Source organism: Actinomadura formosensis NBRC 14204 (genome assembly GCF_001552155.1).
Lineage (GTDB): Bacteria > Actinomycetota > Actinomycetes > Streptosporangiales > Streptosporangiaceae > Spirillospora > Spirillospora formosensis.
The window spans coordinates 36,644-50,603 of the sequence record NZ_BCQQ01000025.1 but is presented as its reverse complement, the minus strand read 5'-3'; the positions used below and the strand labels follow the sequence as shown (position 1 = coordinate 50,603).

At 72.5% G+C, this 13,960-nt stretch carries 11 protein-coding genes; 2 read left to right on the top strand and 9 right to left on the bottom strand.

What is annotated here, in order from left to right; translation table 11 throughout:
* Nucleotides 1-97 precede the first annotated feature (97 nt).
* Nucleotides 98-1,588 carry a P-loop ATPase, Sll1717 family gene (locus tag AF1_RS09290; RefSeq protein WP_067795127.1) on the top strand — a complete coding sequence of 497 codons (1,491 nt, stop codon included), beginning with the start codon at nucleotides 98-100 and terminating at the stop codon, nucleotides 1,586-1,588.
* Between the two features lie 7 nt (nucleotides 1,589-1,595).
* On the opposite strand, the gene AF1_RS09285 is transcribed toward AF1_RS09290, so the two are convergent.
* The 8 genes from AF1_RS09285 to AF1_RS09250 all read right to left on the bottom strand — a co-directional run bounded on the left by AF1_RS09285 (nucleotide 1,596) and on the right by AF1_RS09250 (nucleotide 10,803).
* On the bottom strand, nucleotides 1,596-2,231 hold the full coding sequence (locus AF1_RS09285) for an HAD-IA family hydrolase (RefSeq protein ID WP_067795123.1): 636 nt from the start codon (nucleotides 2,229-2,231) through the stop codon (nucleotides 1,596-1,598).
* Nucleotides 2,228-2,905, bottom strand: a complete 678-nt coding sequence (gene rpe / locus AF1_RS09280) for a ribulose-phosphate 3-epimerase (RefSeq protein ID WP_067795121.1) — start codon at nucleotides 2,903-2,905, stop codon at nucleotides 2,228-2,230. Before rpe ends, AF1_RS09285 begins: the two co-directional genes overlap by 4 nt.
* Nucleotides 2,906-2,917: 12 nt before the next feature.
* The gene (locus tag AF1_RS36785; RefSeq protein ID WP_067795118.1) at nucleotides 2,918-3,868 is read right to left on the bottom strand and encodes a phosphatase PAP2 family protein; all 951 of its coding nucleotides are present in this window, start codon (nucleotides 3,866-3,868) and stop codon (nucleotides 2,918-2,920) included.
* A 15-nt stretch (nucleotides 3,869-3,883) separates the two neighbouring features.
* On the bottom strand, nucleotides 3,884-5,290 hold the full coding sequence (locus AF1_RS09270; RefSeq protein ID WP_067795115.1) for an RsmB/NOP family class I SAM-dependent RNA methyltransferase: 1,407 nt from the start codon (nucleotides 5,288-5,290) through the stop codon (nucleotides 3,884-3,886).
* Nucleotides 5,290-6,216: a methionyl-tRNA formyltransferase gene (fmt, locus tag AF1_RS09265; RefSeq protein ID WP_067795113.1), complete on the bottom strand. Its 927-nt coding sequence runs from the start codon at nucleotides 6,214-6,216 to the stop codon at nucleotides 5,290-5,292. The genes AF1_RS09270 and fmt overlap by 1 nt, the downstream gene beginning before the upstream one ends.
* Nucleotides 6,217-6,762 carry a peptide deformylase gene (gene def, locus AF1_RS09260; RefSeq protein ID WP_067795110.1) on the bottom strand — a complete coding sequence of 182 codons (546 nt, stop codon included), beginning with the start codon at nucleotides 6,760-6,762 and terminating at the stop codon, nucleotides 6,217-6,219.
* A 125-nt stretch (nucleotides 6,763-6,887) separates the two neighbouring features.
* Nucleotides 6,888-8,675 (bottom strand): hypothetical protein, encoded by a 1,788-nt coding sequence (locus AF1_RS09255; protein WP_067795107.1) that lies wholly within the window; start codon nucleotides 8,673-8,675, stop codon nucleotides 6,888-6,890.
* A gap of 16 nt (nucleotides 8,676-8,691) precedes the next feature.
* Nucleotides 8,692-10,803 (bottom strand): primosomal protein N', encoded by a 2,112-nt coding sequence (locus tag AF1_RS09250; RefSeq protein WP_067795104.1) that lies wholly within the window; start codon nucleotides 10,801-10,803, stop codon nucleotides 8,692-8,694.
* Between the two features lie 155 nt (nucleotides 10,804-10,958).
* Between AF1_RS09250 and AF1_RS09245 the strand changes: the two genes are divergently transcribed.
* Nucleotides 10,959-12,620, top strand: a complete 1,662-nt coding sequence (locus AF1_RS09245) for an MFS transporter (RefSeq protein WP_242608789.1) — start codon at nucleotides 10,959-10,961, stop codon at nucleotides 12,618-12,620.
* A gap of 63 nt (nucleotides 12,621-12,683) precedes the next feature.
* Here AF1_RS09245 and metK read toward each other — a convergent pair whose 3' ends face one another.
* The gene (metK, locus tag AF1_RS09240) at nucleotides 12,684-13,877 is read right to left on the bottom strand and encodes a methionine adenosyltransferase (protein ID WP_067795098.1); all 1,194 of its coding nucleotides are present in this window, start codon (nucleotides 13,875-13,877) and stop codon (nucleotides 12,684-12,686) included.
* Nucleotides 13,878-13,960 lie beyond the last annotated feature (83 nt).

The following is a 13,960-nucleotide window of genomic DNA, read 5'->3' as shown; positions in this document are numbered from 1 at the left end:
TCTCCCCCGCCTCCTCGCCGGCGGCGGGTCTTGCCGGATCCGGGAGGCAAGGAGAAACTCGTTCGCGGAAGGACCCTCCGCCGACTCGGGAAGGCCCATGGCCAAGCTGTCCTTATCCCCAAAGATCTTCGACGTCCTCGACTTCGGCACCCCCTCGGCAGAACGCGACATCTCGCGCGGGCTGGAGAAGTACTTCGTGGAGTCCGCGGCGTACCAGCGCGTCCGGTCCGGGGCCAAGACGATCCTGATGGGCAACCGCGGGGCCGGGAAGAGCGCGATCTTCCAGGTGCTGGCGAAACGGGAGCGCACCGCCGGCAGCCATGTCATCGAGCTGTCGCCGGAGGACTACTCCTACGAGCTGCTCAGCTCCACGATGGCCGCGGAGCACGCGGGCGCCTGGGCCAAGACGGGCGCCTACGCGGCCGCCTGGAAGTACCTGATCTACATCCTCGTGATGAAGGCGCTGGCGCGGAAGGGGATGCGGCTCACCAAGGGCGGCGGGCGGGAGATCCACAACTACATCAGGGACAACCACGGCGCCCGGCAGCTCGGCCCCCTGTCCCTGCTGGTCTCGTACCTGAAGCGGCTGGAGGCCGTCAAGATCGGCCCGATCGAGGCCGGGGTGCGGACCCGGGAGCTGGACCGGCTCTACAAGCTGGAGGAGATCCACAACCTGCTGCCGGCGCTGCGGAAGGTGCTGGACAACCAGCGGGTGGTGGTGCTGGTCGACGAGCTCGACCGCGGCTGGGACTCCTCCGAGGACGCCAAGGCGTTCGTCTCCGGGCTGTTCCAGGCGTGCGTGTCGATCAACGGGCTGCACCGGAACCTGCGGGTGTACGTGTCGCTGCGGCAGGAGCTGTACGACGACATCCCCGCCCTCTACGAGGACGCGCAGAAGCACCGCGACCTGCTGGAGAGGATCTACTGGTCGGAGGAGTCGCTGCTCGAACTGATCGCCAAGCGGATCCGGTACTCCGCGCACGAGAAGGGCTTCGACACCGAGGCGCTCGAACGGGCCGCCGACCATGAGTGCTGGTCGGCGGTCTTCGCCGCGCCGCCGGGCATGGCGCGGGACGCCTCGTTCGGCTACATGGTCGACAGGACCCTGTACCGGCCGAGGGAGCTGATCCAGTTCTGCTCGGAGGCGCTTGAGCAGGCCAGAGGACGCGCGTCGAAGCTGCCCGTCCCCTACTCGGCGATCGAGCGCTCCGAGTACGGCTACTCCGCGGAACGCACCAAGGACATCGCCGCCGAGTACCGCTCCCAGTACCCGGGGCTGCTCAGCGTGTTCGAGGTCTTCCGCAACCACCCGCCCACCTTCAGCCGCGAAGAACTCGAACTGCTCTGCCTCGAACTGGCCTTCGGCGACATCCCCACGCACGGCACCGGGTCATGGCTGCCGCTGTGCGACCCCGACGACCTCATCGAGATCCTGTGGCGGGCGGGGCTCCTCACCGCCCGGCCGACCGAGGGCGGCCGTTTCCTGGGGAGCCACCAGGTGCAGCACCTCAACCTGGCGGCCGTCCAGCGCTTCCGCGTCCACGACATGTTCCACGCGTCCTTGGGGATCCTCCCCAAGGACGCGTGAGCCTGTGTCAGAGCCGAAGGTGGAGCCCGTCCGGGGCCGCCGCCACCCGGGCCAGGTTCTCGACGGTGTGATGGGCCGCCGCCAGGGATTCCCTTGGATGGCTGGTGAGCACCGCCAGGACGGTGGCTCCGGCGGCACGGCCGGCGGCTATGCCCGCGGGGGCGTCCTCGATGACCAGGCAGCCGGACGGGTCCACGCCCAGGTGCCCGGCCGCCTGGAGGTAGCCGGACGGGTCCGGTTTGCCGTCCGGGACGTCCTCCGCGGTGATGACGATGGGCGGCAGGGGGATGCCCGCCGCGCCGGTGCGGAGCTCCAGTTGTGCCCTGTCCATGGACGTGACGAAGGCGTGGGGCAGGCCGTTCATGCCGGCCAGGAGTTCCACCGCGCCGGGGAGGGCGGTGATGCCGTCGGTACCGGTCGCTTCGAGGGCGTCCAGGCGCGCGGTGGCTTCCCGGACCCGGTCCGGTGGCAGGAAGTCCGCCACGCGGTCGCTCGTCCGGCGGCCATGGGCGTCGGCCAGGAACTCGTCCGGGTCGATGCCGTACTCGGCGGCCCATTCGCGGGCCGCACGCTCGACGAGGGGCGTGGAGTCGACGAGGGTGCCGTCCACGTCGAACAGGACGGCCGCGCAGGGCAGGATCACCAGTCCGCCTTGGCCGTCGCCTCGTCGGCTTGGGCGCGCAGCTTACGGACGGCCTCGGCCGGGTCGTCGGCCCCGTAGACGGCACTGCCGGCGACGAAGACATCCGCCCCGGCCTCGGCGCAGCGTTCGATGGTCTCGGCGCTGACGCCGCCGTCTACCTGGAGCCAGACGGGGAGGTCGCGGCCCTTGATGAGCTCTCGGGCGCGGCGCACCTTCGGCAGGACGACGTCCAGGAACTTCTGGCCGCCGAAGCCGGGCTCGACGGTCATGAGGAGCAGCATGTCGATCTCGCCGAGGAGGTCTTCGAAACCGTCCACCGGCGTGGCCGGGTTCACGCCGAGCCCCGCGCGCGCGCCGGCGGAGCGGATGGCGCGCAGGGTGCGGATCGGGGCCTTCGCCGCTTCGGCGTGGATGGTGACGCTCTTCGCGCCCGCCTCGGCGTACTCCGGGGCCCAGCGGTCGGGGTCCTCGATCATGAGGTGGCAGTCGAGCGGCAGCGCGCTGTGCTTCAGCAGGGCCTGGACGACGGGCAGCCCGAGGGTGAGGTTGGGGACGAAGTGGTTGTCCATGACGTCGACGTGCACCCAGTCGGCGGAGTCGGCGATGAGCGCGACGTCCTCGGCCAGGTGGGCGAAGTCGGCGGACAGGATGCTGGGTGCGATCTGAGGAGCCATGATGCCCAGAGTCTATTGGCGCAGTTCCGCCCGTTCCTCACCCGGCCGGGTGACGGCGGGGGTGGGACGCGCGGCCAGGCGGAGGCGGACGAAGGACTCCGGCGCACCGGCCGTGACCCACAGGGCGAGCAGCACCTGGACGGCGAACGCCTGCGCCAGGTTCGTCCCGCCGGACAGCAGGTCGGTCAGGGCGATGGCGGCGGCGCCGACGAAGCCGACCGGGAGGCGCGCCAGACGCTGCCAGGGCCCGCCGCCGGGGTCGAACCAGCCGCGGGCGGCGAGCAGGGACAGGCCCGCCAGTCCGCCGCAGAGCCCGCCGGAGGCTCTGGCCGAGTCGGTCAGTGTGATGGGCTCGATCCGGCCTCCGGCCGCCCTGATGGCCTCCGCCCAGCCTTCGGGCCATTGCCAGTTCAGCAGCGGCTGCACCGCGCCCCACGCCGCCGCCAGCAACAGCAGGGAGACCGCCAGGGAGAGGGCCATCTGCACGGCCAGGGGGCGGCGGGTCCACCACGGGACGACGATCGGCTCCAGCCCCATGACGGCCACCAGGAGGGCCAAGCCGATGGCCCACCCCGCAAGGACCTGGCCGATCGAGTGGACGCCCAGATAGACGCGGGACACGCCGATCAAGACGATGATGACGGCGGCACCCGCCCACAGGAACCACCGCCTTGTCTGGGCGGCGAAGAAACCCCAGGCCGCGATGCCGTTCTGGGCGTGGCCGGACGGCATCCCGAAGGACTCCAGTGACTGCCTGCCCTTGACGGAGGGGTCCGTCCAGTACGGGCGGGGATCGTGGAAGACCAGCTTGAGGAGCGTGTTGAGCAGCGCGCCGAACAGCAGGAGAACCGCGGCCCGTGCCGCAAGACGCGGAGCCACGCACCAGAACAGCGCGATGAGCAACGGAACGTAGAACGCCGCGCTGCCCAGGTACGACATGAAGAGCATGAAGCCGGTCAGCACGGAGATCCCCCAGGTCTAGGTACGGCGCAGGAGGGCCAGGAACATCGCGTCCGTGCCGTGGCGGTGCGGCCAGAACTGGGCGTACGGGCCGTCCCCCATGCCGGTGAGATCCGGGGAGAGCGATGTCAGGACCGCTGGCGCGTCGAGCCGTTCGGCGTCATCACGCCTACCCAGAACGTCGTCCACCACCACACGGGTCTCGGCCAAGTGCGGTGAGCACGTGACGTAGGCCACCACACCGCCGGGCCGGACGGACTCCAGCGCCGTGGCGAGCAGTTTCCGCTGCAGGGCGCCGAGTCCGGCGACCGCCTCGGGGCCGCGGCGCCAGCGGGATTCGGGACGGCGGCGAAGCGCGCCCAGGCCGGTGCAGGGCGCGTCGACCATGACCCGGTCGAAGGACCCCGGACGCCATGCGGGGGCGGTGCCGTCGGCCGCGACCACACCGGCACGGGCGTCGACGGCGCGCCGGACGAGCCCCGCGCGGTGCGGCTGAACGTCGGCCGCCAGCAGCCGCGCGTCACGCTGGGTCGCGAGCGCCGACAGAAGGCCCGCCTTGCCTCCGGGACCGGCGCAGAGGTCCGCCCAGCGCGTGTCGCGGCCGTCCAGAGGAGCGTCGGCCAGCGCCAGGGCGACCATCTGGCTGGCCTCGTCCTGGACGGCGGCGCGCCCGTCACGGACGGCGGCGATGCCCGCCGGATCACCCTCGGGCAGCACGGCGGCATAGGGCGAGTACAGGGCGGGTTCCGCACCGGCCCCGTAGAGCTCTTGGAGTGTGACTCGCCCGGGGCGCGCCACCAACGTCACCCGGGGGCGGGCGTTGTCGGCCGCCAGAAGATCCTCGATCTCGTCCGGCCCGACGGCGTCGCGCAGAGCGGACACGATCCACTTGGGGTGGCTGTACAGGACCGACAGGCGCGTCGTCGCATCGGTGTCGGCGGGCGCCACGATCTGCAGCCAGGCGTCCAGGTCGCGGGTGGCGACCTTGCGGAGCACCGCGTTGGCGAACTTCGCCTGGCCGGGGCCGGCGACGGACCGGGCCAGCTCCACGGTGGTCCCCACCGCCGCGTGCGGCGGGATGCGGGTCGCGAGGATCTGATGGGCGCCCAGTCGCAGGACGTCCAGGAGCGGGGCGTCGATCCGGCGCAGTTCCCGGTCGCTGCACAGCGCGAGGACGGCGTCGTAGGTGCCCCGGCCCCGCAGCGTGCCGTAGGTGAGCTCGGTGGCGAGGGCGGCGTCGCGTCCGGACAGGCCGCGGTCGCGCAGGCGGGTGGGCAGCAGGAGGTTCGCGTACGCGTCGCGGGTCTCGACCGCCCGGATCACGTCGAACGCCGTGCGGCGGACGAGGTCCTGGGGACGGCCGGTCCTGCGGGGGCCGCCCGGCCTGCGGTTCTGGACGTGTCGGCGGTTGCGGGCGGGTGGCATCAGTGCAGCGTGTCCTTGCCGGTGAGGTTGATGCCGCGGATCCAGTCGGCGGCGGCCATGCGGCGCTTGCCCTGCGGCTGTACTTCGCCCAACGCGACGGGGTGCGTGGCCGTTCCCACCAGTACCTCGTTCTTTCCCGCGCGGATCTCGCCGGGCGGCAGCTTGTCCGCGTCGGGGGCGGGACGGACCGGTCCCAGCTTGATCCGCGTGTCACGGAAGTTCGTCCAAGCACCGGGGGCCGGTGTGCACGCGCGGACGAGGCGGTCGATGTGCAGTGCGGGGCTCCCCCAGTCGACGTGGCCGTCCTCGGGCGTCAGCTTCGCCGCGTGGGACACGCCTTCGGCCGGCTGCGGCCGGGGTTCGAGGACGCCCGCCTCGATGCCGTTCATCGTGTCCAGCAGGAGGGTCGCACCGGCGACGGCGAGCCGTCCCAGGAGGTCACCGGCCGTGTCGGCCGGCCGGATCGGTTCGGTGAGGACGCCGTACACCGGGCCGGTGTCGAGCCCCTCCTCGATCTGGAACGTGGCCGCGCCGGTCATGTCGTCGCCGTGCAGGATCGCGCGCTGCACGGGCGCCGCACCGCGCCACGCGGGCAGCAGCGAGAAGTGCAGGTTCACCCAGCCGTGCCGGGGGATGTCCAGGGCCTCGCGGGGCAGCAGCGCCCCGTAGGCGACGACCGGGCAGCAGTCGGGCGCGATCTCGCGGAGCCGGTCGAGGAACTCCGGGTCGCGGGCCTTGGCGGGCTTGAGCACCTCGACCCCGGCCTCGGCGGCGAGCTCGGCGACCGGGCTGGCGCTGAGCCGCCTCCCACGGCCCGCGGGCCGGTCGGGGCGGGTCACGACCGCGGCCACCTCGTGCGAGGACCCCAGAAGCGCCGTCAGCGCCGGGAGCGCGGCCTCGGGGGTTCCGGCGAAGACCAGCCGCACCTAGATCGCCTTCCCGAAGGTCCGGTGCGGCGACTCCCTGACGACGGGGACCGGGTCGCCGAACCACTCGGCCTCCCGGATCGCCTTCATCGCGGCCTTGCGCTGCTCCGGGTCCATCCGGTCGATGAAGATGATCCCGTCCAGGTGGTCGGTCTCGTGCTGGACGCAGCGGGCCAGCAGGTGGCTTCCCTCCAGCGTGATGGGCTCCCCGTGCATGTTGAAGCCCTTCGCCACGACGCCGACCGAGCGCGGCGTGGGGAACGCCAGGCCGGGCAGGGACAGGCACCCCTCGTCATCGGTCTCCTGCTCGTCCGACAGGTCCAGGCTGGGGTTGATCAGATGTCCCAGCCGGTCGTCGACGTAGTAGGTGAACACTCGCAGGCCCACGCCGAGCTGCGGCGCGGCGAGGCCCGCGCCGGGAGCGTCGATCATCGTGTCGGTGAGGTCCTTGACGAGCTGGCGCAGCTCCTTGTCGAAGTCCTTCACCGGCTCGGCGGGCGTGCGCAGGACGGGGTCTCCGAAGAGGCGGATGGGCTTGACGGCCAACGAGGACTCCGTTTCCTGCGAGATCTCTTGCGAGGTTTCTTGCGTTGCGGGGTTTCTTGGGTAAGGAATGCTCGCCCAGTCTACGGAGGGCGAGCCTTGGTGATTCACACTCCGCGATGGGCCCCTTAGCGCACCGAGCGTGCCTTATAAGCGGCGGTGCGGGCGGCCTTGGCGGTCGCCTTGTCGGGATGGTGCGCGCCCAGGGCCTCCAGGACGTCGGCCACACCGGGATGCTCCGTGCGCCACAGCTCCTCGACCATGACCTTCATCTCAGCCTCCGGCGGAGCGTCGATGAGGGCGGCCTCGACCGCCTCCCCGGGCTCGGCGGTCTCCAGCATCCCGGCGACGGTGTCGACGAACACCCAGAGGTACTCCTCACGGGCCAGCTCCCGTCCGGCCGAGTCTCCGACGGCGTTGAGCCAGAGCGCGGCGTAGGGCGAGACCAGAGGATGCTCTTGCGCGGCCCGGACCACGCCGGCGGCCTCCGGGCCGATGCGGTGCAGGACGGCCGCAGCGAGGTTGCGGGCGCCCGGGCTTCCGGTTCGCATGACGTCCAGCAGGTCGGCGGCGGCGTCCTTGGGGTCGTGGGAGGCCAGCCAGCCGTCGATCTCCTCGTCGGCGGCCTCGGGCCGGTACCAGGTGAGCCCGGCGATGAGCTCGGACGCGCGCGCTCCGGCCAGCTCGCCGATGACGGGGGCGGTGAACCCGTCCGCCACCAGCAGCTCGCGGACGGCCCACACGCCGAGCGGCGTCAGAGCACGCCCCTCGCCGGACTTCTCGACGATGCCCCAGTCCTCAAGGGTCGCCAGTTCCAGCCGGAACGCGTCGGAGACGAGGGCGGGCATCGCCTCGGCGTCGGTGAGGTCGTAGGCCTCCGCGACATGGCCCAGCAGCGCCCCGGCCAGGATGTCCGGCTCGGTCGGCTCTTCCTGCTCGTACAGGTGGATCAGGACGCCGGTCATCTCGTTCTGCACGAGTTCCACCGCGTCCAGGCCGTCTGCGTAGTCGTGCCCAGGGACGACCACGGCCTCGAACAGCGGCAGCCAGGCGGCGAGCAGTTCCGCGTCGTCATCCGACCGGAGGTCTCCGCAGGCAGGCCCTGGGGCGGCGGTGCCGTTCCCGGCCGTGATGACGTTCGCCTCTACGGCGGCCCACCACAGGCGTTCCAGCTCGCCCTCGTCCTCCACCTCCCCGTAGCGGCGGGGGGCGTCCAGCCCCAGGTCGGCGGCGGCGTCCTCGGCGTCCGTCTCGGTGAGCGTGTCGTGCTCGGTGAGGGTCCGCTCGCCCGTCCAGTCGGCCAGGGCCAGGATCGTCCCGGTCAGCCGGGAACCGCGCGCGGCCGCGGCAACCGCGGCCCGCGGCGCCAGCCGGACGGGCGGGACGACGAGCTCCCCGGCCTCCCGCAGGTACGCCTCGGTCCGCGCGTACCGCTCCTCCTCGGGCAGCGCCTCGAACTCGCGCATCCACGCGTCGACGGCCTCCTGGTCGTCCAGGGAGATCCCGTCGGCCCGCAGCAGCCCCCCGATCACCTCGGCGGCGGCCTGCCGCTCCTCGCCGTCGACCGCGGCGACGACCTGGGCGAACTCGGGCCCGGTCCGGTCGATTTCCGCGGCCAGCGCCGCGGCGTCCGGTGCCGGGACGGCGCCGGTGTCGCGCAGCTGACCGACGATCTTGCGGAGGGCGTCGAGGACGGTGGGAACGTCGTCGCTGCCGGCGACCACGGTCTCGGGGAAGACCTCCAGCAGCAGCCGGCGCAGCCCGTCCGGGGTCAGCTCGTGCGCCCCTGCAAGGCCCATCTCCTCCCGGGCAAGACCGAGCAGGATACGGACCCCCTGCTCGTCCAGCGTCTCGCCTCGTTCATCCGTCCACTGCCGCAGATCCGCGACGGTGCTCTCCACCCAGTTGTCGGCCACCCGAGAACCCTATTGGTCAGATCAGCTCCAGGGGGTCGATCTGGACGCGTACCGTCTCCGTCGCCTTGCGCGCGCTGCGTACGCCCTGGGCTTCCTTCAGCGCGTGGGCCAGGGCGTGTCCCGCCGCCCGGGGCACGCGTATCAACGCGCGCTCCTTCTCCTGGGCGCCGGCCCCCGGCTGGGGGACGGGTACCGGCCCCAGCACCTCGGCCCCTGCGGGCAGCCGGGCATCGGCCAGAAGCTCCCGTATGGCGGCCGAGGACCCGGTGAGCGAGGCCATGCGCGCGGCCGGGGGAAAGCCCGCCTCCCTGCGTTCGGCCAGTTCGCGCTCCGCGTAGGTGACCGGATCCCACCGGACGAGGGCCTGGACGGCGGGAAGGGACCCTTCGGCGGCCACGATCACCGGCGCCTGCGGGCGGACGAGCGACGCCGCGTTGAGCCAGCGGCGCAGCGTCTCCTCCCCGGCGCGCAGATCCGGGCGTCCGAGCAGGACCCAGCCGTCCAGCAGCAGCGCGGCCCGGTAGCCCCCTTCCGCGGGCGGCTCGGCCCCCGGCGTGGACACCACGAGAGCCCGTTCCGGCCCGATCTGCTCAAGGATCGCGTCCCGCCCCGACGTCCGTACGGGCACGCCGGGAAACGCTCTGCCCAGCTCCTCCGCCGTGCGCTTGGCGCCCACCACGACCGCGCGTACTTGGAAGAAGCCACATTCGGGGCAGTGCCAGCCGCCCGCGATACGTCCGCACCACCGGCAGTAGGGGGCGGCATGGGGCGACGCTAGCGACAAGGGTCCCTGGCACGCGTCGCACCGTGCCGGTGTACGGCAACGCCCGCACGCTATGCCCGGTACATAACCGCGCCTTGGCACCTGCACGAGAACGGGCCCGTCCTCCAGCGCGTGCCTGGCCGCCTCGAACGCGACGTTCGGCAGGCGCGCCGTGTGGGCGGCGGCGTCGCGGGCGAGCTGTGCGTCCTCCCCCGCGTACCGGACGCGGGGCATCACCGTGCGGATCCGGGTCCGGTCGGCCGCGAGCGCGTGCGCCCAGCCGCTCTCCACCAGTTGCGTGGCGTCGGTGGTCCTGGTGAACCCGCCGATCAGCGCCCCGGCCGTCGCCCTGTGCGCACGCAACGCGAGGACGTCACGGGGATGCGGGTAAGGGGCGTGAGGTTCGGCGTGGACGTCGTCTCCGTCGTCCCACAGCACGACCAGCCCGAGATCGGTGACAGGCGCGAACATGGCGGCGCGCGTGCCGACGACCGCCCGCGCCTTGCCGCGCAGGATCGCGAGCCATCTCCGGTAGCGCTCGGCGGGGCCCAGGTCCGCTGTGAGGGCGACATGCAGGCCCTCCCCCAGCTCGGCTTCGAGCGCGGCGTCCACACGCGCCACGTCACGCCCGTCGGCCACGACGACGAGCGCGCCGCGGTCGCCGTGCAGGGTGACGGCCACGGCCCGCGCTATGGCCGCCGCCCAGCCGGGCCCCGGCAGCGCCGTCCAGACCGCCCGCGGCGCCCTCCCCGCGGCCAGCGCCCCCAGGAACGACGGCCCGGCCGGGTAGTCCCGCCACACCCCGGCATCCGCCGCATCGGGCACCGTGCGGTCACCGGGCCCCGCACGACCGTCCGGTACCGGCACGGGTTCCGCCTCGACGCGGGCGTGCCGGGGCGGGACGGCCAGCCGCAGCACGTCCGCGAACATCCCCGCGTACCGGTCGGCCACCTCCCGGGCCAGCGCGGCGATCTCCGGCGTCAGCACCGGCTCGGGCGAGGTGACCCGCTCCAGGAACAGCAGCTTCCCGTCGTGGCCGCTCTCGGCGGCCCGCTCCAGCAGGAACCCGTCGACGAGCTGCCCGGCGAACCGCACCCGCACCCGGCACCCCGGCACCGCCCTCGCGTCCATCTCGGCGGGCACCAGGTAGTCGAACGGGCGGTCCAGATGCGGCAGGGACATGTCGACCGCGACCCGCGCCACCGGCAGTTCCGCGGCCGGGCGGCGCGTCCCCTTCTTGCCGGGCCTTCCCGGCCTCTTCCGCCCGTCAGGCCTGCCGGGCGGGTCGGCGGGGGCCCGCGGAAGGTCGTCCAGCCCCGGGATCAGGTCCGGTCCCCCGCCGCCTCCCCCGCCGTCCTTCGTCACGCCCCCGTCCTACCAGACCAACCCGACAGCCCGGTGCGGGCGCTAGGGTTGATCCGTTCGAACGGTTGGTCCGTTCGAACGGGGCGCGCATCCGCCGGCCCATTGCCCGATGCCCTCCGCGTCCCCCCGCCGTCCGACGAGCCCGTGCAGGCGAAGTGACCACAGCGCATACTCCAGAGCTGACGGACGCCCAGGCCCGGCATGGGTCGCCGCGCCGTCCCCCGAGCCCCTCGTCCGTGTGGAGGAAGCGGGTACGCCACCCGGTGGTGGCGGCCACCGCGGCCGCCGCCGTCCTTCACCTGGTGTGGGCGCTGTTCCTGGCGAACGAGGGGGGCGACCTGGCGGCGCAGGCCGCATGGACGGACTTCGCCTGGAACCACCCAGGGGCGGCGTACAGCTTCGCTTGGTACGGCGGGATGCACCCCGCGTCCTACAGCGTCATGTCGCCGCACCTGATGGCGCTGTTCGGCATACGCACGGTCGCGGTCGTCACGGGCACGCTCTCGGCCGCCCTGACCGCGCACCTGCTCAAGCGGTTCAGGGCCCCGGTGGCACTGCCCGCGTCGCTGTGGGCCGCGTTCGCGCTGGTGTGCAACGCCGCCTCGGGCCGCGTCACGTTCGGCCTGGGCCTGCTCTTCGCGCTCATGGCGACGATCGTGGTGTTCACCCCGCGCGGCACACCCGCGCTGCGCGCCGCCGGGATGGCTGGCCTCAGCCTGCTCGCCTCGCTCGCCAGCCCCGTAGCGGGCCTGTTCCTGCTGGTGCTGGCCGCCGCCCTGGTCCTGACCGGCCGGCGCCGCGCGGGCGCCTGCCTCGCCATCGGCCTTCCCGTCGTGGTGGGGACGACGAGCCTGCTGTTCCCGTTCAGCGGTGTGCAGCCGATCTCGCTCACCGCCATCGTGCTGCCCGCGATCACGAGCGTCATCGCGATCCTGCTGTGCGCGCCGAAGAGCTGGACGTTCGTCCGCATCGGCGCCGGCGTCTACCTGGCCGGGATCGTCCTCACCTGGCTGACCCCCTCCCCCGTCGGCAGCAACGTCGAACGCCTGGCGCTGCTGTTCGGCGGCATGCTCCTGCTGTCGGCCGTCGCGCGCGCACACGGACGCGTCCGCATCGCCGTGCTGTCCCTGGCGTTCATCGTCACGGCGTCCTGGCAAGTCGTGAAGCCCGTCGACGACCTGATCCACACCGAGCCCGCCGGATCCGCCGCCGACCACGCCCGCGGCCTCATCGCCGAACTGGACGCCCTCGGCGCGGACAAGGGGCGCATCGAGGTCGTGCCACTGCGCTCCCACTGGGAGTCGTCCGGCCTCAGCCGGCACTTCATCCTGGCACGCGGCTGGAACCGCCAGGTCGACGCGGAACGCCACACGCTCTTCTACGAGGACGGTGCGCTCACGCCCGGCTCCTACCGCGACTGGCTGCACGAATGGGCCGTGCAGTACGTCGTCCTGCCCGAGCAGGAGGTCGACTGGGCGGCGCAGGAGGAGGCCGCCCTCGTCGAGGGGAACCAGCCGTACCTCACGGAGATCTGGCGGGACGAGCACTGGCGCCTGTTCCGCGTCGCACGTCCGGTACCGCTGGTCGACCGCCCCGCGTCCGTCCACCGGCTCAACGCCGGTGAACTCGTCGTCGACATGCCGTCCAGCGGGTCGGTCCTGATGCGGGTCTCCTGGTCGCCCTGGCTGAGCGCCACCGGCGGGGACGCCTGCCTGGCGCGCGCGGGCGACTTCGTGCGGCTGACGGCGCACAGGCCCGGCCGCTACACGATCGCCGCCCGCTACGGCCTGCACCGCGGCAACCACTGCGACGCCTGACGAGCCGCGAACACGGGAGAGGGCCCCGGGGACGTCCCCGGGGCCCTCTCCCGTGTGACCGGGTCAGAAGCCGGCGGCGGAGGCCAGGTCCTTGGCGCGGTCGGTCGACTCCCAGGTGAAGGCGGGCCCCGACCGGCCGAAGTGGCCGTAAGCGGCGGTCTGCTGGTAGATCGGGCGGAGCAGGTCCAGGTCGCGGACGATCGCGGCCGGACGCAGGTCGAACACGTCGTCGATGGCCTTCTCGATCTTCTCGGTGGCGACCTTCTCGGTGCCGAACGTCTCCACGAACACGCCCACCGGGTGCGCCTTGCCGATCGCGTAGGCGACCTGGACCTCGGCGCGGTCGGCGAGCTGCGCGGCCACGATGTTCTTGGCGACCCAGCGCATCGCGTACGCGGCGGACCGGTCGACCTTGGACGGGTCCTTGCCGGAGAACGCGCCGCCGCCGTGCCGGGCCATCCCGCCGTAGGTGTCGACGATGATCTTGCGTCCGGTGAGGCCGGCGTCGCCCATCGGGCCGCCGATCTCGAACCGGCCGGTCGGGTTCACCAGCAGCCGGTAGCCCTCGGTGTCGAGGTCGAACTGGGCGAGCACCGGGTCGACCACGTGCTCCTTCACGTCCGGCGCGAGCAGCTCCTTCAGGTCGATGTCGGGAGCGTGCTGGCTGGACACCACGACGGTGTCGAGGCGGACGCCGCGGACGCCGTCGTACTCGATGGTGACCTGGGTCTTGCCGTCCGGGCGCAGGTAGGGGACGTCGCCGCTCTTGCGGACCGCCGACAGCCGCTGCGCGAGCCGGTGCGCCAGCGTGATCGGCAGCGGCATCAGCTCGGGCGTCTCGTTGGTGGCGTAGCCGAACATCAGGCCCTGGTCGCCCGCGCCCTGCCGGTCCAGGTCGTCGACGCCCTCGCCCTCGCGGGTCTCGTAGGCGTCGTCGACGCCCTGCGCGATGTCGGGCGACTGCGCGCCGATCGACACCGACACGCCGCAGGAGTTCCCGTCGAAGCCCTTCTTGGACGAGTCGTAGCCGATCTCCAGGATCTTCTCCCGGATCACGCCCGGGATGTCCACATAGGTCTCGGTGGTGACCTCACCGGCCACATGCACCTGACCGGTCGTGATCAACGTCTCGACGGCGACCCGGCTCTTCGGGTCGTCCTTGAGCATCGAGTCGAGGATCGCATCGCTGATCTGGTCCGCGATCTTGTCCGGGTGTCCTTCGGTGACGGACTCGGAGGTGAACAGGCGGCGAGACACGTACGTGAACTCCTTGCAGCGGCTGCTGACTGACGTCGCAGGACGGATTCTTTGTCGAGTTCGGCGGGGGACGCCGCCCCCCG